Source organism: Meiothermus ruber DSM 1279 (assembly GCF_000024425.1).
In the GTDB taxonomy this organism is placed as follows: Bacteria; Deinococcota; Deinococci; order Deinococcales; family Thermaceae; genus Meiothermus; species Meiothermus ruber.
The window spans coordinates 1,578,651-1,597,454 of sequence record NC_013946.1; the positions used below are offsets into that span (position 1 = coordinate 1,578,651).

General features: G+C 62.7%; 16 protein-coding genes. 12 read left to right on the forward strand and 4 right to left on the reverse strand.

The genetic code is table 11. From position 1 onward, the window contains the following. Positions 1–26: 26 nt before the first annotated feature. The 7 genes from pdxS to MRUB_RS07875 all read left to right on the forward strand — a co-directional run bounded on the left by pdxS (position 27) and on the right by MRUB_RS07875 (position 7,800). The gene (pdxS, locus tag MRUB_RS07845; protein WP_013013809.1) at positions 27–908 is read left to right on the forward strand and encodes a pyridoxal 5'-phosphate synthase lyase subunit PdxS; all 882 of its coding nucleotides are present in this window, start codon (positions 27–29) and stop codon (positions 906–908) included. Positions 909–1,128: 220 nt separating this feature from the next. Further along, positions 1,129–1,485 carry a hypothetical protein gene (locus MRUB_RS07850; RefSeq protein ID WP_013013810.1) on the forward strand — a complete coding sequence of 119 codons (357 nt, stop codon included), beginning with the start codon at positions 1,129–1,131 and terminating at the stop codon, positions 1,483–1,485. 113 nt (positions 1,486–1,598) lie between these two features. Beyond that, positions 1,599–2,186 (forward strand): pyridoxal 5'-phosphate synthase glutaminase subunit PdxT, encoded by a 588-nt coding sequence (pdxT, locus tag MRUB_RS07855; protein WP_013013811.1) that lies wholly within the window; start codon positions 1,599–1,601, stop codon positions 2,184–2,186. 84 nt (positions 2,187–2,270) lie between these two features. Beyond that, a complete protein-coding gene (gene smpB / locus MRUB_RS07860; protein ID WP_013013812.1) occupies positions 2,271–2,702 on the forward strand; it encodes an SsrA-binding protein SmpB in 432 nt (143 codons plus the stop codon). Positions 2,703–2,775: 73 nt separating this feature from the next. Continuing rightward, complete coding sequence (locus MRUB_RS07865) at positions 2,776–4,011, forward strand: N-acetylmuramoyl-L-alanine amidase (protein ID WP_241476986.1); 1,236 nt, start codon at positions 2,776–2,778, stop codon at positions 4,009–4,011. Further along, complete coding sequence (locus MRUB_RS07870) at positions 4,008–4,541, forward strand: GerMN domain-containing protein (RefSeq protein ID WP_013013814.1); 534 nt, start codon at positions 4,008–4,010, stop codon at positions 4,539–4,541. The genes MRUB_RS07865 and MRUB_RS07870 overlap by 4 nt, the downstream gene beginning before the upstream one ends. A gap of 34 nt (positions 4,542–4,575) precedes the next feature. Further along, positions 4,576–7,800 (forward strand): AAA family ATPase, encoded by a 3,225-nt coding sequence (locus MRUB_RS07875; protein ID WP_013013815.1) that lies wholly within the window; start codon positions 4,576–4,578, stop codon positions 7,798–7,800. Here MRUB_RS07875 and MRUB_RS07880 read toward each other — a convergent pair. The 3 genes from MRUB_RS07880 to MRUB_RS07890 form a co-directional block, all read right to left on the reverse strand. Then, positions 7,797–8,636, reverse strand: coding sequence for an SDH family Clp fold serine proteinase (locus MRUB_RS07880; protein WP_013013816.1), 840 nt, complete (start codon positions 8,634–8,636; stop codon positions 7,797–7,799). The genes MRUB_RS07875 and MRUB_RS07880 overlap by 4 nt on opposite strands. 47 nt (positions 8,637–8,683) lie before the next feature. Then, positions 8,684–9,121 carry a phosphate-starvation-inducible PsiE family protein gene (locus tag MRUB_RS07885; protein ID WP_013013817.1) on the reverse strand — a complete coding sequence of 146 codons (438 nt, stop codon included), beginning with the start codon at positions 9,119–9,121 and terminating at the stop codon, positions 8,684–8,686. 63 nt (positions 9,122–9,184) lie between these two features. After that, positions 9,185–10,204, reverse strand: coding sequence for a tyrosine-type recombinase/integrase (locus tag MRUB_RS07890; protein ID WP_013013818.1), 1,020 nt, complete (start codon positions 10,202–10,204; stop codon positions 9,185–9,187). 119 nt (positions 10,205–10,323) lie between these two features. On the opposite strand from MRUB_RS07890, the gene MRUB_RS07895 reads away from it, so the two are divergent. Next, a complete protein-coding gene (locus MRUB_RS07895; protein ID WP_013013819.1) occupies positions 10,324–10,671 on the forward strand; it encodes a hypothetical protein in 348 nt (115 codons plus the stop codon). A 7-nt stretch (positions 10,672–10,678) separates the two neighbouring features. On the opposite strand, the gene MRUB_RS07900 is transcribed toward MRUB_RS07895, so the two are convergent. Continuing rightward, the gene (locus tag MRUB_RS07900; protein WP_160143426.1) at positions 10,679–12,280 is read right to left on the reverse strand and encodes an S-layer homology domain-containing protein; all 1,602 of its coding nucleotides are present in this window, start codon (positions 12,278–12,280) and stop codon (positions 10,679–10,681) included. A gap of 169 nt (positions 12,281–12,449) precedes the next feature. Here MRUB_RS07900 and MRUB_RS07905 point away from each other — a divergent pair, with 169 nt between their 5' ends. From MRUB_RS07905 to MRUB_RS07920, 4 genes are all read left to right on the forward strand, one after another. Further along, positions 12,450–14,648 (forward strand): sensor domain-containing diguanylate cyclase, encoded by a 2,199-nt coding sequence (locus MRUB_RS07905; RefSeq protein WP_244403969.1) that lies wholly within the window; start codon positions 12,450–12,452, stop codon positions 14,646–14,648. A gap of 42 nt (positions 14,649–14,690) precedes the next feature. Beyond that, positions 14,691–15,977, forward strand: a complete 1,287-nt coding sequence (hisS, locus tag MRUB_RS07910) for a histidine--tRNA ligase (protein WP_013013822.1) — start codon at positions 14,691–14,693, stop codon at positions 15,975–15,977. 116 nt (positions 15,978–16,093) lie between these two features. Then, positions 16,094–17,836 (forward strand): aspartate--tRNA ligase, encoded by a 1,743-nt coding sequence (gene aspS, locus MRUB_RS07915; RefSeq protein WP_013013823.1) that lies wholly within the window; start codon positions 16,094–16,096, stop codon positions 17,834–17,836. A gap of 42 nt (positions 17,837–17,878) precedes the next feature. Then, a complete protein-coding gene (locus MRUB_RS07920) occupies positions 17,879–18,787 on the forward strand; it encodes a PhzF family phenazine biosynthesis protein (protein ID WP_013013824.1) in 909 nt (302 codons plus the stop codon). Positions 18,788–18,804 lie beyond the last annotated feature (17 nt).

Genomic DNA, 18,804 nt, shown 5'->3' on the forward strand with positions numbered 1-18,804 from the left:
GTTATTCTACGCAGTTGGAGGTAGCTATGGAGAAGGGAACCCTGCGGATCAAGACCGGATTCGCTGAAATGTTCAAGGGCGGCGTGATTATGGACGTGGTCAACGCGCAGCAGGCCGAGATTGCCCAGGAGGCCGGGGCTGTGGCGGTGATGGCCCTCGAGCGCGTGCCGGCAGATATTCGCGCCCAGGGGGGGGTCGCGCGCATGTCGGATCCCAAACTGATCAAGGAAATCATGAGCGCGGTCTCGATTCCGGTGATGGCCAAATGCCGGATTGGACATACGGTTGAAGCCCAGATCCTCGAGGCCCTGGGGGTTGACTTCATCGACGAGTCCGAGGTGCTGACCCCGGCCGATGAGTCCTTCCACATTGATAAGCACGCCTTTAAGGTGCCTTTCGTCTGCGGAGCCACCGATATTGGAGAAGCCCTGCGGCGCATCGGTGAAGGGGCCGCCATGATCCGTACCAAGGGCGAAGCCGGCACCGGCAACGTGGTGGAAGCCGTTCGCCATGCCCGCAGTGTTCTGGGGGCAATCCGCCAAATTCAGGCCATGCCCCGCGAAGAGCTGATGACCTATGCCAAGAACCATGGCGCGCCGTACGAGCTGGTGCTCTGGGTGCATGAGAACGGACGCCTTCCAGTGGTCAACTTCGCTGCGGGTGGCGTGGCCACCCCGGCCGATGCGGCGCTGATGATGCAGCTTGGTATGGATGGGGTCTTTGTGGGCTCCGGGATTTTCAAGTCCGGCGACCCCCGCAAGCGGGCCCGGGCCATCGTGCGGGCGGTGACCCACTACAACAACCCCGAGGTGCTGGCCGAGGTTTCCGAAGACCTGGGGGAACCCATGGTGGGCATTAACCTGGACTTCCTCTCGGAAGAAGAGAAGCTTGCCAGGCGCGGCTGGTAGTCTTCAGGCCGGCCTCTTTGGACACAGTCAGAGGTGCAGGACTCAAGCCGACCGAAGGGAGTAGAAAAGCCTTTCGGTAGTATCGTTTAGGCTTGCCGAAGTGAACGATGCTACCGAAATGCGTATGAGCCCCTCACCGCGCGGTGAGGGGCCTTTGACTGGGTTCAAGTTGCGCTTGTGTTACAAAAAGCGTTACGTACTATTATATACTTGTAACACAATGCGCCCTGAAACCTTTGGATTGCTGGTTTTTGGCGTTACTGCCGCGTGGGTTTTGCTGGCCACCTGGTTGATTCCTATGCTGAACCGGCGCCGCCAGGAGCGCGAGCAGCTTGCGCTGGCCAAGATGCACCGTTTCGCTATGCGGCACAACACTTTTGTGCGAAACCACCAAGGCCTCCGCTATGTGGTGGTGCTGGGTAAGCAGGGCTTCTGTTACATGCTGGGGGGCGAGTTTGTCTCTCGAGAGCGGTTGCTGAGGGCCCTGGGCGAGGAAAATGAAAAGCATCTGCTCAAGGCCGAAAGCGAGGAGAGCCAGCACAGTGCAATTCATGGCCTGGTAACGATCCCCGCCTGACAGGGCTGGATCAAATAAAGTATTCACAAGCGGGTTTTATAGTGAAAAATCTAACATAAGATCACAGCCAGCTCAGGCGGTTGTTACCTTTGCGCGGCAGGTGGGGTAGTATCATGAGCGTGAAAGTTGGTGTGCTGGCTATTCAAGGTGATGTGCGCGAGCACAAGCGGATGCTCGAGGCCCTGGGCGTCGAGGCGGTGGAGGTGCGCCTGCCCCAGCACCTCGAGGATTTGTCAGGCTTGATCGTACCGGGTGGGGAGTCCACCACCATCGGCATGCTGGCCAGGGAGTACGGCCTCGAGGAGGCAATACGGGCACGTATGCACGCTGGAAGCCTGGCCTTATGGGGCACCTGCGCGGGGGCCATCTGGCTGGCCAAACATATACCCCAGTTTCCCGACCAGCCCCGCCTGGGCTGCCTGGATATTACGGTTCAGCGCAATGGGTATGGGCGCCAGGTGGACAGCTTCGAGGCCGACCTGAGCGTTGAGGGGCTCGACCGGCCTTTTCCCGCCTTTTTCATCCGGGCCCCCCGCATTCTGGAGGTGGGTCAGGGGGTTGAAGTACTGGCCAGCTTTGAAGGCTCGCCGGTGCTGGTTCGCTCTGGTAGGGTCTGGGCCAGCACTTTTCACCCCGAGCTGAGCGATGATCTGCGGATTCATCAGCGCTTTGTGGAAGCGTGTGGGGCGGTAAATGCATAAGATTTTCACGAGCTCTATTTATCGTGAATATATTCACACAAACCCCTCGAGCCCCCTGGGCAACCTGGTAAACTGAGTAACCCTATGGCCGGACTCGAGAACCGCAAAGCGCGCCACGACTACGAGATACTGGAGACCTTCGAAGCCGGCCTGGCCCTTAAGGGCACCGAGGTGAAGTCCATTCGAACCGGTCAGGTCGATTTTACCGGCACCTTTGCACGGTTTCAGAACGGGGAACTTTTTCTCGAAAACCTCTACATTGCCCCATACGAAAAGGGCGGCTATACCAACCACGACCCGCGCCGTCTGCGGAAGCTTTTGCTGCACCGGCACGAGCTCAACAAGCTGAAGGCGCGGGTTGAGCAGAAGGGGCTCACCCTGGTTCCGCTCAAAATTTATTTCAACCAGCAGGGCAAGGCCAAGCTGTTGCTGGCCCTGGCTCGAGGCAAGCGGGCCTACCAGAAAAAAGCCGATGACAAAAAGCTCGCCGTGCGCCGGGAGCTCGAGGGCTGGTAGCCTTTTACACTTGCGCTTCTAATGCAGGCTGAGTAAAACTGTAGCGACTGGACTTGGGATGCGGCGCATATGGATGGTGTTAACAGTATTGCTCGGCCTGACCTGGGCCCAGTATGAGGGCCGTTTGCTGGTGGGCGGGCAGGAGAGCCAGGCCATCTATCCCGGCGGCGATTCGGTGGCCTATGGCCCGGCCAGGTTTATTGCCGAAGCCCTGGGCCTTGGCTACCTCGAGGCTACTGGTAAAGTGTACCTGAGCCTGGGAAGTCGGGTTGCCGCCTTTGCCATTAGCAGCCAGGGCGCCGATGCGGTGCGACAGCTCAACGCTTATCGGAACCAGGACAGCCTGTGGGTGCCGGTTCGTGAGCTGGCCCGGGTGCTGGATCTTTACTACCGCAACGACTACGGCGCCCCGGTGCTGGCCCTGCGCCCGGCGCGGCTACTGGAGGTGCAGCGGGCCATGGCTGGCTCGAGCGAGCGCTACATCCTACGCTTCGACCGGGATGTGCAGGTGCGGCTCTTAGCCAACAACCCGCCCCGGCTGGCCATGATTGGGGTGACCGAGGTGCCGGACGCCCCCCCTACCTCGGCCATTAGCTTTAGTAAAGAAAGCTGGGGCACCGAGATCTACCTGCCCCAGGGCAGCGACCCACCCCGCCTGATGTTCTTGCCGCAGCAGGTTGTCGTGGAGCGGGGCCCAGTGACACGGCTGCCGCGGGTGGTTCTTGATGCCGGGCATGGCGGGGCCGATACCGGGGTGGCGGTGGGGAGCTTGCGGGAAAAAGACCTGACGCTTTCGGTGGTTCAGCAACTGCAAAAGCTGCTGCAGGGTCAGGCGGAGGTGGTGCTGACCCGCAACGGGGATCAGGCCGTACCCCTGCTGGCAAGGGCCCAGTATGCCTCAACCGCCCAGGTGTTTATCAGCCTGCACGCAGCACCGGGCAGTCAGGTAACGGTGTTCAGCCACCCCGAGATCCAAACCCTGCGGCTGCTGGAGAAAGGCCGCGAGCTTTCAGCGCGCAGCCCGGCTGCCCAGCGGGCCATACTGGAACGCTATGTGGCGGCACCGGGTTCGGCGGCCCGGCTGGCTCAGGCCGTTGCAGAGAGCTTTGCTACGGCCGGAATTGTGGCCAACACCAGCCAGGATGCCATGTATGTGCTCTCGATGGCAGGGGGGGCTGCGGTTTTGGTTGAGGTGGGCATTGAGCAGCTCCGCACGCCCCAGGCGCGGGCCCAGGTGGCTCAACTGCTGGCTCGAGCGGTGCGCAGCTATATGGGCCTAACGAGCTCCGGTGGAGGCACCCGGCCATGAGACGGTTCCTGACCCTAACCAACCTGCTGGGCCTGCTGGTTCTGCTGCTAGGTGGTTGGGCTTTGTGGGCCCAGCAGGATGACGGCGGCTCGAGGTCGCTTAACCTCCCCTCCGATCTAGAACATCAGGGCCCCCGCATCATCCGGTTGCACTTCGCCAAAGATACCGGGGATGGTTTGGTGGTTGAGGAGCGCACCATTCAGATGACTGAAGGCGAGTACACCCTGGGGCGGGTGATGCAAGAGCTGGTACGGGGGCCGCAAATTCCCGGGGCGGCACCCCTGGTTCCTGCCGGTACCCCTGCCCCCACCGTCTTTTTGCGCGACGGCACCGCTCTGGTAGACTTACCCGCGGCCTATGCGCGACTGGGCTACGGCACAGCCGGCGAAACCGCCCTTATCTACGGTATAGCCAGCACCCTGCTGGAGTTTAGAGAAGTGGAACAGGTCAAGTTCCTTTTGGAGGGCCGGGAGGTGGAAAGCCTCGGGCACCTCTCGCTGCTGGATCCCTTTAAGCGCGCGGGTCAGTAGCGCTTGCACGCCCCGCATACCTGCGGGCCACACTATGAAGATTGAGCGGCTTTTTCTGCAAGGTTTTAAATCGTTTGGTGAGCGTACCAGCCTCGAGTTTGGCCCGGGCGTCTACGGCATTGTGGGGCCGAACGGTTCGGGCAAGAGCAACCTGGTCGAGGCCCTGCGCTGGGTGGTGGGGGCTCGAGCCAAGGAGCTGCGGGGCGATGAGGCCCAGGCCCTGCTCTTTCATGGTTCGGATGGCAGGCCCCCGCTTGGCTTCGCCGAGGTTGGGCTCGAGCTGGGCGGCAACGGCAAGCGGATCAGCCTGAGCAGGCGCCTCGAGCGCGACGGCAGCAGCGAGATCCGGCTCAATAGTGCCCGCAGCACCCTGCGCCAGGTCGAGCAAGCCCTGATGGGAACCGGGCTTTCGCGGAGCGGATACGCCATTGTGGGTCAGGGCGAGGTGGGCCAGATCCTGCAAGCCGGCCCCGAGGTGTTGCTGGCCTACCTGGAGGAAGCAGCCGGGCTGCGCGCGGTTACCCAGGCTAGCAAAGCCACCCAAGAGCGCCTGCAGGCCGCCACCCTCGAGCTCCAGACCCGCACCCAGGAGCTGGCCGAGCGAAAGGCCATCATTTCGGAAAAGGCCCAGCAGGCCGAGGCTGCGCGCCAGGCGGCTGCGCTGGCGGCGCGTACCCTGCTGCTGCGGCGCAGCGTGCTGGCCGCCCGTATCCGCGAGGCCGAGCAGGAAGTAAACAGCGCCCAACAAAAAGCCCAGACCCTGGAGCGCGAGCAGGCCGAAACCACCCAGCGCCTGCAGGCCATCGAAAAGGAGAAGGGTCAGGCCCTTGAAGCCCTGGAAGCCGCCCAGAACGCCCACAGCGAGGCCTTGCGGCAGGCCGAGGCCCTGAGCGGTGAGCTAAAGCTGGTGGAGCAGGAAAGAGCCTCGCTGGAAGGACTGTTGCGCCGGATAGCCGGGGAGATAGGGGAGGGCGAGACCCGGCTCATCCGGCTGCGCAGCCTGCAAGCCCCCATCGCTCCAGCCGACGCCCCCCCCACCCCTGCGGCTTTGCAAAGCCTGCAGCAGCAACTTAAGGAGCTGCAAGCCGCCATCCAGAACGAAGAAAATCAGATTCGTTCGGCCCAGAAAGCCTATGAGCGCTTTTTGCAGGCCCAGGCCACCTACGAGGCGCAAAAGGCGAGCTTTGAGCAGATGCTGGCGCAACGAGCAGCGCTGGAGGCCGATCAGGCCCGGCTCGAAGCAGAACGGACAGCCCTTCAGGCGCAACTATCCGAGGCACAGCTCCGAGAAAGCACCCTGCGCAGCCGGCTAAACGAGCTGGTTCGGCAAGAAGGGCAGGCCAGCAGCGAAGCTCGCGCCGCCCGGTCTGAAGCGGGGCGCCTGGAGGCCCTGCTGCGCTCCGGTGCCGACCTGGCCGAGGGCCCCAAGCGGGCCCGCGCCTCGGGCATTCCTGGCCTGATGGGTGTGGTGGCCGATTTAATCGAAGTGCCGGCGGGTCTGGAGCTGGCCGTTGAGGTGGCCCTGGGCGCGCGCATGCAGTGGGTGCTCTGCGAAGACGAGCGGGCTGCCCAGGCCGCTGTGCAGTACTTGAAGCAGCAGGGGGGGCGGGCTACCTTTCTGCCCCGTACCCTGCTCAAGCCCCCTCGAGCGCGACACGAGCGTCTTCCCTGGACGGAAACCCCTGGTGTGGTGGGGGTGGCCCGCCACCTGGTGCAGCTACCGCTCTGCCCTGAGGCCCTCCCCACCCTGCTCGGGGAGACGCTGGTGCTGGAGCACCTCGAGGCGGCCCTGGCCCTGGTGCGGCAGCACCCGGATCATCCCCGCATCGTCACCCTGGAAGGGGAGCTGCTCGAGACCAGCGGTGCCATTACCGGCGGGCGTTTGCAAAAAGGCGGGCAGATGCTGGCCCTGCGCCGGCGCTTCCACGACACCCAAAGCGAAGCTGCGCGCCTCGAGGCCCAGGCCTTGGCCCTGGCTGCCCAGGCCGAGCAGTTGCGGGCCGAGCTGGCCAGCCTCAACCTGACCCAGCTTCAGCGCCGCCAGACCGAGCTGGACTCCGAGCTCAAAGCCGTTCGTACAAGCCTGGCCCGGCTGCCGGCATTGGGGGGACAGGCTCAACCACCCCAGCCCCCTGAGCCGGTGCTGCCCCCGAACCCCCAGCGCCTCGAGGCCCTGCGCAGCGAGCGGGAGGCCCTCGGCGCCCAGCTTGCCCAGCAGCGCGAGGCCGAGGTTCGCTGGCAGCGCTACCGCGAAGACCAGGCGCGTTATGCGACGGCGCAGAACGAGATCGCCGAGCTCGAGGCCCGCTTACAGCACCTGCGCGGTGAGCAGGCTGAGCTTGGGCAGCGGCTTGCCGCGCTCCAGTCGCGCAAAGACGCGCTTGAGCGAGACCGGGCCCAGCTGAGCCTGGGCCACCTGGAGGAACGGCTGCGCGCGGCTCGAGGCCGTACCCGTGCGCTCTCCGAAGAAGAAACCCGGCTGATCGCCCGCACCAACGCTTTGCTCTCCGACCTCGAGGCCCTCCATCTGACCCAGGCCCGCCGCGAGGCCACCATCGAGACCCTACAGCAGGAACTTTCCGCGCTGCCCCCCGGCCCGATTGAGGAGGGCTCGTCGCGCAGCCTGGCCCGGCTCCTTGCCGAGACCGAGGCGGCCCTGGAGGCTTTGGGCCCGGTTAATCACCTGGCCGAACAGGAATACGCTCTGCTGAGTGAGGATATTGCCAGGCTCGAGGTAGCCCTGCAGGAGTCTGAGGCGGCCGTGCGTAAGCTCGAGGCCGAGCTACACCAGGTGGCCTCGGCTTACCAGGAGCGGATGCAGCAGGTCTACGGGGTGTTTAAGGAGAAATTTGCCCAGTACGCGGGGGCTTTGCTGGATGCGGAAGTGGAGCTCGAGCGTTCCACACAGGGCCTCGAGCTGATCCTTAAGCCTGCCGGCAAGCGCACGGTCAACCTGAACCTGCTTTCCATGGGCGAACGCACCATGGGCGCCCTGGCCTTCTTGTTCGCACTTTCGGAGGTAGGGGAGGAGAGCAGCGGCCTCCCCATCGCCGTGCTGGACGAGGTGGATGCCCCACTGGACGAAGCCAACATTCAGCGCTTCTGCCGGTTTTTGCAGCACTTTAAAAATCAGACCCAGTTCATCCTGGTGACCCACCAGAAGCGCACCATGGAGGCCTGCGATGCGCTGTACGGTGTCACCACCGAGAAGGGCGTGAGCCGGGTGTATAGCATCAAGCGTGAGGAAGCCCTGGCCTAGCGATGCTTGGGTCTGGGCTCCTCCCGCCCATAGGGCAGGGGCACATACTGCACGCTGGGTTTCCCGCCCCGTGGCTGGGGGTACATACCCATCAACTCGTAAACCTCCAAGGGCATCTCGGTTGAGACCCGAAGGCCCATGCTGCGCGCCTCTTCCACGCTAATGGGGTAATCGTGCGTCCAGGTGCCTTGGGAGAGCAGCTCAGCCAGCTCCTGGCTTTTCTGTTCATCAAAGTGTTTGCGTAGCAGGCCGGCCACCGTACGCTTTACCTGGAAAAGGGCTTTGCGGGCCACGTCGGCCATAATCAGGGTCTGATCGTCGATCTCGGCAATGGGCTTTTGCTCCAGCACGCGCAGGATGGAAGCAGCCGGATACTGCCCAAGCTGGGGATCCACCGGCCCCAGCACCGCATTGGGATCCATCACGATCTCGTCGGCAGCCAGGGCAATTAAGGTTCCGCCCGACATGGCGTAGTGCGGTACAAATACCGTTACCTTGGCGGGATGCTTAAGAAGGGCCTCGGCGATCTGCTCGGCAGCCAGCACCAGCCCACCAGGGGTGTGCAGGATCAGGTCGATGGGTACGCTTTGATCGGTCATGCGGATGGCCCGCAGAACCTGTTCGGAATCGTCTATATCAATGTAACGTGCAAATGGAATGCCCAAAAAGGAAAACCCCTCCTGCCGGTGGATTAAGGTGATCACGCGGCTCTTGCGCTTGCGCTCGAGGTCGGTAATCCGCCGGGTTCTTGCTGCCAGCAGCATCTGCTGGGTGAGATATGGGCTGAGGGCTGAAAGGATGAAAAACAGCCAGAACAACTGAAAGAAAATGTCCATTTGGGCTCCCTCGAGGTAAGTATATACGCCTCAAAGCGGCTTTCTGGCTACTGGCCAGACCGCGCGGGCCCCTTGCTGTAAGGGAATGCAATGGCCAAGGCCCTGGCCCCAATGAGAGCCAGAATGCCCGCGCTCCAAACCAAAATATCCAGCCCCTTGATTTCGCCGGCAAACAAACCCAGCATCATCTCGCGCAGCACAAAGGCAACCGCCACTTCTACCAAAATCTCGGCCCGGATGCGGTCGAATTCGAAGTAGTCTACAAACGCCCGCACCAGCTCGAGCACAATCACCAAGGACAACACATTGGTGACCAGATCCTTGAGGCCCAGCCGCACCGTGGGTTGGCTGACGGCCAGGCCAAGATCCAGCAGGGTGCGGGCCACGCTTACCAGCAACCCTATCAGCAAAGCCACCAGAACCAGGTTGAAGATAACCCTGGTAACCACCTTGAACAGCTCGAGCAGCCCTCTCTGTGTGATCATCTTCCCAGAGCCTAGCATAAAAGCCCGTGCTGGCTTAGCGTAATCGCGGGCTTCCAGCCGGATTTACTCTTCCAGCCTGTCGACCACCTCAAATAGGCCCGCCAGATCCATCTTGGCGTAGATGGCGCTGGTGTTTACGTTGGCGTGCCCAAGAAGGCGGGCGGTGGCGTGCAGATCACGGCTCTTCTTATATATGCGGGTTCCGGCGGTATGGCGCAGCATGTGGGCCCCATAGTAGCGTTTGGGAAAGCCCAGGTCGCGGTAGTGTTGGTTGAGTATTCGGCGCAGGGATTTGTCGGTCATGGCACGCCCATAGGCTTTACGACCCCCCAGGTTGATCAGCAGCGACTGCTCATTGGGGGCTGCATGGGCCAGGCGTAGCTTAAGCCAGTCCTGAATTTCCTGGGCCAGGGATTTGGAAAGCGGAACCGTGCGCTGCTTACCGCCTTTACCCGCGCGCACCAGCAGCAGGCGCTCGGCCAGGCTCAGGTCGTCCAGCGACAAGTTAATCACTTCACTAATACGCAGGCCGGCCTCGGCCATCAGGCGCACCGCCAGGCGATCGCGGCGGTGCTCAGGATCGGCCCCGGATAGGTGATCTAAGAGCTTTTTATATAGATCTTCTGGCAAAGCAGGGCGGCGTTCTTCCGGGGGTGTGGGGTCGCGGGGTGAATGCACCTGTGGGAGTTTGGCGGCGTTGGCCCACTCGAGCGCCCGGTAAAAAGCCCGCACACCTGCTAGATAGGTAGCAATTGAGCCGGGCTTCAATCGCTGGCGCTCACCTGGCTCGAGGTTGCCGCCATAGAGCTGTAAGTGAGCGATATAACGGTCGAGGTCGTCGCTGGAAGCTTTAAGAATCTCCAGCGACTGCGTTTCTGACCAGGCCCAGGCCAGGTAATCGCGCACCGCCAGCCGATAGTTCTCGAGGGTGCGTGGACTCAAAGTAGCCCGCTTACGGCTTTTTAGGGTCAGGTAGGCCTCCAGCAGCTCGAGCAAAGCCTCCTGGTTGCGCTCCTGGGTGGCCCGGACAGCCTCGAGGCGTCGCTTGGCTGGGTCATACCAGTTTGCCAAAGGAACCAGCATGCCCCCAGTATACAAAATGCGCACTTAGGGAAATAAGTGGACATTTTGTACCGACCCAATTTAGCAATCCTTAAGGTAACGCAGCCCATCACAGCACCCCTGGCTATACTGCGCAGCGTATGGAGACCAACTTTGCAGCAGCCCTGTTAATGGCGGGCCTGGTGTTCGTCATTTTGTTCTCGGTCTGGTATCCACATGCCCAGCAGCAAAAAACAGATCAGAACGTTCGGGCGCTTGCGCGTATGCTCCGACATGCCCGGCGTCACAACACGCTGGTGCGCTACCACAACGGCGTGCCCTTTGTGGTAACCCACCAGCGCCGAGGGCTGGTGTACATGTACGGAGGAAGGATGGTTTCCCGGGAGCAGTTGGTGAGCCTGCTCGGCAGCGAGGCCGTGGTACGCCGGGCGGAGCAGGAAGAGTCCATGCAGGCCCCCAACCCCACCCGGCTCACCATACCCAACTAACCTACACTTACCACAGGGGTTTCTCCAGGCGCAGCCGAACGAGGCCGTTCTGAATTGTGGCGACCTCGGTCGGGCTCAGAATGGCCAGTCCGCTGGGGCGTTCCAGGGGGGCCTCGAGCACCAGTTTCTTCACCACCGGCTTTACCCGCGGCTTCAGTTCCAGGCCCGCCTCCGGGCTGTCCCACTCGGTGAAGGCCAGGTCGTCGGCCTCGTTGAGATCCACCGCAAAGATGCGGCTGGTTTTGCCGTCGTGCTCGTGCACCAAAAGCAGCCTTGGCTTGGGCCAGGCCAGGCCCACCACGCGGTTGCCGGGCGCCTCGAGCAGGTAGGCATACTCAGCAAACAGGCCGTCCGGGTTTAGGCCCAGCAACACCAGGCGCAAAACCACCGATTCCGCGGCCTTGGTACAGTCGGGTAAGCACAGGGGCCGACCGTTGATCAGCGCCAGGTAGTTGCGGCTTTCATCCAGGGCCACCCCGCCCAGCAGGCCCTGCTCCACCCCTGCTGCAAAAACGGGCGGCAGGGCTTCTCGTGCCTCGCGCTGGCCGATGGGGCCGAAATAACGCGCGGTCTGGCTTTTCAGGTCGAGGCGCATAAGCTTCTGTCCACCCTCGAGCCAGGCCCAGCCCTCGCTGGCTACCGATACGGCCTCGTTGAGCGGATAAAAGGCTTCCAAAATGGGTTTCTCCTCGAGCCGCAGTAGGCCCATGGCCTGCCGATCGTTGTACTTGAAGGTGGCCCAGGCGCGGCCGCTTGGGCGCGCCTGCCCCAGGTGCACCAAGCTGGCCTCGAGTGAAGCCTCAGCCCATTCGGACGGCAAAGCAACCGCGCTCACAGCGGCCAACGGCGTGCTCTGCTGCGCCTCGGGTGGCTGAACGGTCTGCACCCGGGTGAGCGGCTCGGCGCCACTGGCTGCTGCGGCTGGCCGGGCCTGGGCCTGCTGAACGACCCCAGGCGACCCAGCGACCGGGCTGCTCGCAGCAACGGGTGAACCAACCGGTACCGAGTTGCCTGCGGATGTGAGCTGACCGATGCGCCACAGAGCCCGGGCCATCTGGTAACGGTTCACCGGCTCATTCCCCCTGAATAGGCCATCCGAGCCCAATGGCAGCACTTCCAGGGCGGTCATTCGTAAAACCGCCGCCTCTGCCCAGTGGCCGCCGGGCAGGTCGCCTGGGCGCATAGCCTTGGCCGGGGGCGCAATCTCCAGGTTCTGGGCCAGCTTGTCCAGCACCACCGCAAGCTGGTACCGGGTCAGCACCGACGACCCCCGGTAGGTCTGGTCGGGGAAACCCTGCACCAGCCCCTCCCCTACCATCCGGCGGATGCCCGGCAGGGCCCAGTGGTTGGGTTTAACATCTTTAAAACGCACCTCGGCTTCCCGTATGGGCAGCGGGCTGTCGGCCAGTACCCTGGCCAGGGTGGTGGCGAGCTGGTAGCGGTCGAGGGCCACCTCGCCCCGGAAGGTACCACCGGGGTAGCCCTGCAACCACCCACGTTTGACGACTTCCTCCACCGCTGGGGCCGCCCAGTGATCGTTGGGCACGTCCAGCGGAAGGGCCAGGCTCCAGGCCGTTACAAAGACCATAACGAATGAGACAATCCTCATGAGCGGCATAATAGGTTTCTGAATTCGATTTTTTGGTGCATTAATCACCGGCAAGCGTTACAAAGACACCCGTCCATGACACAGTCTTTAATCGTGGGCAATCTAAAACTTTGATAGAGTAGATGCGACCGGTGTACCAATCATGGTCTTGCCCTACCCCATCATTCTGGTGAGCTCTGTTCTCGCAGTTGTGGCTGTGTATGCCCTAGACCGGGAAGGCATTTATGCCCTGCCGTGGATGATGTTTTTCACTGCAGTAGCCACCAGCATTTATGGGCTGGGGGTGGGTCTGGCCTCGGCTCTGGGCTCGGTGCTGGCGCTGGTTCTTTTTCGCACCAACCCCCTGGATCATCTGGTCATGGGGGTTATCTTGCTGCTATCGGCCTACCTGGCCGATCAGGTGGGGCGCAGCCTGCGCAAAGCGCATCAACAGGCCCGCCAGATGGCGCAGCTACAGGATGTGTTTCTACAGGGCCTCGAGGTTGTACCCCGCTTTGGAAACCGCGAGCAGCTCCTGCGCCAACTGCCTGCCATGCTCGCGCAGCTACTACAGGGTAGCCGGCTCTTGGTCTGGGTGCCTTCAGGCAGCGGCCGACTAACCTTGCTGGAAGATTCGGGAACCCGGCCACCCGAGGCCCCCAGCCCGCTGGTGCAGCAGGCTTTGCAGGGGCCAGGCCAGGTTTACTGGAGCACTCCAAGCGTACAAGACCGCCGGGGGGCTCCCCTGGTTGGCTGGCGGGCACCCGGTGCGCAGCCGGAATTTCACGAGCTGGCCGTCGCCTTGCGCATACGCGACGAAACCGTGGCGGTCTTGCAGTTTCTGGGTAAAGCGGCCTGGCGTCGGCAGGAACGCGAGCTGTTTTTTCGCCTGGCCCAGGCCATCAGTCGGCAGCTCGAGCACCTGCACAACCTCGAGCTGCGCCGGCTCTTGCTAAAAGTGGCCGACCAACTGGCCTCGGCCAGCGATAAGCAAAAAGTAGCCGACGATGTGCTGCGCTACTTGATACCCGCGCTGGATATGGAGGCCGGAGCGATTTTTCAGTACCGCCAGGGGGCCATGCACGGGCTGGCCTGGCGCATGCCTCGAGAGTTAAGGCCCCGGCTCACACCGCTGGCCCGCAGGCTCCCCTACACCCACGGGCTGACCTGGCAGGCTTATCAGTCGGGTGCTGCTCAATTCTCCGAGCATTACTCGAGCCTGCCCGAGGCCATTCCGGAGCTGAAGGCGCTGGGCTTTGAAAGCCTGGTGGCCTACCCGGTGCATACGCGCGATGCCATGAAAGGCCGGGTGGTGCTGGTGCTGGGCAGTCGAAAGCAGGTGGCCTGGACGCGCAGCCGAAAAGAGATACTCCTGGGGGTGGAGCGGCTGCTCAGTTCTGCCCTGGAACGGGTTTTGCTAGAGGAGCTCTACCAACGGATTAACCGGTTGCTCACCGAGGCCTGGTCCTACCCCTCACACCAGGTACACCAGCACATCCTCGAGGCCGCCGTGGAGCTGGTGCCTGGCAGCGATGCGGGTAGTTTGTGGGTGCGCGAGGGGGGTGAATTCGTATGCCAGGCGGCGGTGGGCCCGGTGTGGGCCTGCGACCAACGCTGGAGCGAAACCGAGTTTCTAAAATGGTACGGACACGACAGGGGCCTGGCCTTGCGGGGCCAGCCGCGCATTCTGCACCAGTCGCAGTTTTTGCCAAAGGGCAGCGCGGCCAACCTGTGCCTGCCGGTGAGCCACCAGGGAAAGGTGCTGGCTTATCTGAACCTGGATAGCCTTCACGACAGCGAGGCCTTCGCCGAGGACTCACTGAACGCGGTGCAGCTATTCTCCACCCCCATTGCCACCCTGACCCACGAGCTGCAAAGCCGCGAAGCCATGGAAAAAGCCGCCCTCACCGACAGTCTAACGGGCCTGTATAACCGCCGGGCCTTCGATCGGCGACTTAGAGAGGAGTGTGAGCGGGCAGCCCGCTACCAGTACCCCCTCACTTTGTTGGTGGTGGATCTCAAAAACTTTAAGCCCATCAACGACCGCCTGGGCCATGTTATGGGCGATCAGGCCCTGGTGGCGGTGGCTCGAGCGCTTAGCCAGACCCAGCGGGCCGGCGATATGGTCTTCCGCTGGGGTGGGGATGAGTTTGCCGTGCTGCTGCCCCAGACCCCCAAGGAGGTGGCCGGGGTGGTAGGGGCTCGAATCCTCGAGGCCATCTCAAAGATTTGCATGGGCGGGGTTTGCCTTTCGGCCAATATCGGCTATGCCAGTTTCCCTACTGAAGCCCAGACGGCTGAAGCCCTTTTACAGCTTGCCGACCAGCGGATGTACGCCGATAAGAGCGAAATCCCAGGCGAATCCATCAACGACCCGCCGGAGGGGTGATGCCGGGCCGAAAAAACGCCCGTTCAGCTTAGAATAGGGCGTATGTTGAAGGCCGTTCCCGGAACCAACGACATTTTCGCCCAGGCCAAGGAGTACCCTTTTCGAGAGCCGGTTTTTCGCTACATCATATCCACCGCCGAGGAAGTGTTGCGCGGAGCCGGGGCTCAGATGGTATACACCCCCATTTTCGAATACCTCGAGGTCTTTCAAAAGGGGGTGGGGCTTACCTCCGACATCGTGGTCAAGAAAGAGATGTTTGTATTCGAAGATCGGGGTGGGCGGCTTTTGGCGCTGCGCCCCGAACCGACCGCGGCCATCGTGCGGGCCTTCAACGAACACGGCATGAAGGTCTGGCCCCAGCCGGTTCGGCTGTTCACCTGGGGGCCTATTTTTCGTGGTGAACGTCAGCAAAAAGGCCGCTACAAGCAGTTTCACCAGGTCGATTACGAGGCCCTGGGTTTGTCGGATCCCTTGCTGGACGCCGAGGCCATCGCGCTGATGGTGCGAATTTACAAAACCCTGGGCCTCCGCAACCTCGAGGTCAAGCTGGGCTCGGTGGGCGACCCCGAGGATCGCGTGCGTTATAACCAGTACCTGCGGGAGCTTTTTGGCCCCTATGCCAGTGATTTATCGGAGGACTCGAGGGTTCGGGTCGAAGCCAACCCCATGCGCATCCTCGACTCCAAAAGCGAGCGCGACCAGGCCCTCATTGCTGAGCTACAGCCCAAGCCTATGCTGGAGTTTCTCGGCCCGGCAGCCCAAAAATTCCACGAACAGGTATGCAACTACCTCGATCGGCTGGGGGTCGCCTACACGGTGGATCCAAGCCTGGTACGGGGCCTGGACTACTACGTTCGCACCGCCTGGGAGGTGCACCACGCTGGGATTGGGGCCAAGTCGGCCCTGGGGGGTGGCGGCCGCTACGACGGTTTGTCGGAGATGCTGGGCGGCCCGCCGCTGCCCGGTGTGGGCTTCGGCATTGGGGTTGAGCGCCTGGCCATCGCCCTCGAGCAAGAAGGGGTGGCTTTGCCGGCCGACCCCAGCCCCACCCTCTACCTGGCCCCCCTGGACGAGGCGGCCAAAATCGAGGTGCTGGCCCTGGCCGAGCAGCTCCGGCCTAAAATTCATGTGGAGATCGGCTATACCCCCAAAAGCCCACGCAAGGCCCTCGAGGACGCCCTCAAGAAAGGGGCTCGCTATGTGGGCTTCATTGGTGAGGCCGAGCGGGCTCGAGGCGTGGTTACCCTGAAACACCTGGAAACCGGCGAGCAAAGGGCGCTCGAGCCCCTACAGCTCCACAGCCTATTCGAAGGCCCGGAGCTAAAGTGAGGCCGGGCAGCGGTCTCCAGATTTGTTATTTATTTCACGATAAATACTGCTCGTGATAAAAATCTTTACCGCACTTCGATTTTGATAACTTTTCACAAAAAGGTATGCTAAAGCCTATGCGTCGTACGCTTTACTGTGGGGAGTTACGCGAACATCATGCCGGTCAAACCGTGGTGCTGGAAGGCTGGGTCAACCGCAGGCGCAACCTGGGTGGCCTGATTTTTATAGACCTGCGCGACCGCGAGGGGCTGGCCCAGGTGGTGGTCAACCCCGAAGCCGCCTGTTTTAGCGAAGCCGACCGGGTGCGGGCCGAGTGGGTCATCCGCGTAGAAGGCTCGGTGCGCCTTCGCCCGGCCGATCAGCTCAACGCTAAACTCGCCACCGGGGCGGTGGAGGTCATCGCTGAGCGGATCGAGGTACTGGCCGAAGCCAAAACCCCGCCCTTCCCCATTGATGCGGGCTGGCGCGGCGAAGACGACCCACACGTGGGCGAAGAGGTGCGGCTCAGAAACCGGGTGGTGGATCTGCGGCGCAGGCGCCTGCACCACAACCTGCGGCTGCGGCATAAGGTGGTTGCGGCAATTTATCGCTTCCTGGACGCGCACGGGTTTATCAGTGTGGAGACCCCCTACCTCACCCGTTCAACCCCCGAGGGCGCACGGGACTTTCTGGTGCCCTCGAGGCTCGAGCCCGGCCATTTCTACGCACTACCCCAGTCGCCCCAACTTTTTAAGCAGATGTTGATGGTGGCTGGCTACGACCGCTATTTCCAGATCGCCCGCTGCTTCCGCGACGAGGATCTGCGGGCCGACCGCCAGCCCGACTTCACCCAGCTCGACATGGAGATGTCGTTTGTAACCCAGGAGGACATCATCGCGCTTAATGAGGAGCTGGCCGCTTTCATCCTGCGTGAGACCCTGGGCCAGGAACCCCCCCTCCCCTTCCCCCGCCTGACCTATACCGAGGTGATGAACCGCTACGGCTCAGACAAGCCCGACCTGCGCTTTGGGCTGGAGCTACAGGACGTAACCGAGGCCTTTAGGGGAGGTGAGTTTCGCGCGTTCGCCGGGGCCGAGGTGGTCAAGGCCCTGGTGGTGCCAGGTCTGCTATCACGCCGGGAGATCGAGGCCCTCGAGGCTACTGCAAAAACCAAAGGCGCCGCCGGCCTGGCCTGGGCCCGGTTCGAAAACGGGGCGCTATCGGGCGGGATTGCCCGCTACATCCCCGCCCACCTACCCGAGCAACTGGGCCTCACCGAGGGACATACCCTTCTGCTGGTGGCGGGCCCCTGGCGCAAAACCGTCGAGAGCCTGGGAGCGGTGCGGCTGGAGCTTGGACGGCAGCTTGGCCTGATTGAGCCGGGCTTTAAGTTCCTGTGGGTGGTGGACTTTCCGCTGCTGGAATGGGATGAGGAAGCCGGCCGCTGGACCTATATGCACCACCCTTTCACCAGCCCCAACCTGGAAGACCTGCACCTGCTGGATACCGACCCCGGTCGGGTGCGGGCCTATGCCTACGATTTCGTGCTCAACGGCAGCGAGATTGGCGGCGGCTCCATTCGCATTCATCGCCGCGACCTGCAGGAGCGTATGTTTGCCTTGCTGGGCATCGGGCCAGAGGAAGCCCAGCAGAAGTTTGGGTTTCTGCTCGAGGCCCTATCCTACGGCGCGCCACCCCACGGGGGGATCGCCTGGGGGCTGGATCGTTTCGTAGCCCACCTGGCCGGTGAGGAGTCAATCCGCGAAGTAATCGCCTTTCCCAAAAACAAAGAGGGCAAGGAGACCCTCACCGGCGCCCCCGCCCCGGTGGACGAGGCGCAGCTGGCCGCAGTGGGACTGGCCGTGCGGAGTGAGGTATGAGCGGCCGGCGTTCCATACTGGCAAACACGCATGGGGTGAGGCATGTCTAGAGGGGGGCGCATATCCTACCATCTGGTCGATGCCTTTACCGAGGTGCCGGGCGGCGGCAACCGGGTCGCCCTGGTGCTGGATGCGCGGGGCCTAACCACCGAGGAGATGCAGCAGGTGGCTGCCAAGCTAGGACAGCCCCAGGCCGCTTTCGTAACCCACTGGGAGGGCGCCACTTTCGAGGTGCGCTTTTTCGCGGCCAACGGTGAGGTGGAGTTCAGCGGACATGCCGCGGTGGCCCTGGCCGTTGCCCTTTCGGGAGAAATCGAGCCACCCAACAGCCTGCGGAAGCTGTATCTGCGTACCATTGGGGAGTCGCTCTTGGTTGAGGTGGCCGATCGGCGGGCCATGGTGCAGAGCCCCAGCCCCCGCTTCCGCGACCCTCCTTCCTGGAGAGCGCTGCAAGAGGTCATCGAGGTGATGGGGGCCAACGAGCGCTACATACACCGCGGCCTGCCCTACGGCATCACATTCACCGGCCTGTGGACGCTTTTTATGCCATTGGTGGCCCCGGGGCTGGTGGATGCCCTCGAGCCCGACATGGAGCAACTGGCTAAGCTATCCGACGCGCTCGAGGTAGCCACCATTCACGCCTACGCGCCTTACGGCCCCCGCCGCTTCTATGCGCGCACCTTTGCCCCCGCCCTGGGCATCCCCGAGGATCCGGTAACCGGCTCGCCCAACGCCGCCCTTGGTGCCCTGCTGGCCCGCGCCGGGGTGGTGCCTCGCTGGGAGGGCGAGGTATCCCTGAGCGTAACCCAGGGCCATCGCATGGGCGGCCCCGGGCAGGTGGAGGTGCGGGTTTCATACGGCCCAGCCGGCAATATCCTGGGGGTGTTCATCGGGGGTACGGCGGTGATCGCCGAGCACGGGGTGATCGAGCTGGGCGGAAGCCCCAACTAAGCCCCCCAGGGGAGGCG

Coding starts and splice junctions, on each gene's coding strand:
- pdxS (WP_013013809.1), top strand. CDS start 27: ATGGAGAAGGGAACCCTGCGGATCAAGACCGGATTCGCTGAAATGTTC.
- MRUB_RS07850 (WP_013013810.1), top strand. CDS start 1,129: ATGCGCCCTGAAACCTTTGGATTGCTGGTTTTTGGCGTTACTGCCGCG.
- pdxT (WP_013013811.1), top strand. CDS start 1,599: ATGAGCGTGAAAGTTGGTGTGCTGGCTATTCAAGGTGATGTGCGCGAG.
- smpB (WP_013013812.1), top strand. CDS start 2,271: ATGGCCGGACTCGAGAACCGCAAAGCGCGCCACGACTACGAGATACTG.
- MRUB_RS07865 (WP_241476986.1), top strand. CDS start 2,776: ATGGTGTTAACAGTATTGCTCGGCCTGACCTGGGCCCAGTATGAGGGC.
- MRUB_RS07870 (WP_013013814.1), top strand. CDS start 4,008: ATGAGACGGTTCCTGACCCTAACCAACCTGCTGGGCCTGCTGGTTCTG.
- MRUB_RS07875 (WP_013013815.1), top strand. CDS start 4,576: ATGAAGATTGAGCGGCTTTTTCTGCAAGGTTTTAAATCGTTTGGTGAG.
- MRUB_RS07880 (WP_013013816.1), bottom strand. CDS start 8,636: ATGGACATTTTCTTTCAGTTGTTCTGGCTGTTTTTCATCCTTTCAGCC.
- MRUB_RS07885 (WP_013013817.1), bottom strand. CDS start 9,121: ATGATCACACAGAGAGGGCTGCTCGAGCTGTTCAAGGTGGTTACCAGG.
- MRUB_RS07890 (WP_013013818.1), bottom strand. CDS start 10,204: ATGCTGGTTCCTTTGGCAAACTGGTATGACCCAGCCAAGCGACGCCTC.
- MRUB_RS07895 (WP_013013819.1), top strand. CDS start 10,324: ATGGAGACCAACTTTGCAGCAGCCCTGTTAATGGCGGGCCTGGTGTTC.
- MRUB_RS07900 (WP_160143426.1), bottom strand. CDS start 12,280: ATGAGGATTGTCTCATTCGTTATGGTCTTTGTAACGGCCTGGAGCCTG.
- hisS (WP_013013822.1), top strand. CDS start 14,691: ATGTTGAAGGCCGTTCCCGGAACCAACGACATTTTCGCCCAGGCCAAG.
- aspS (WP_013013823.1), top strand. CDS start 16,094: ATGCGTCGTACGCTTTACTGTGGGGAGTTACGCGAACATCATGCCGGT.
- MRUB_RS07920 (WP_013013824.1), top strand. CDS start 17,879: ATGTCTAGAGGGGGGCGCATATCCTACCATCTGGTCGATGCCTTTACC.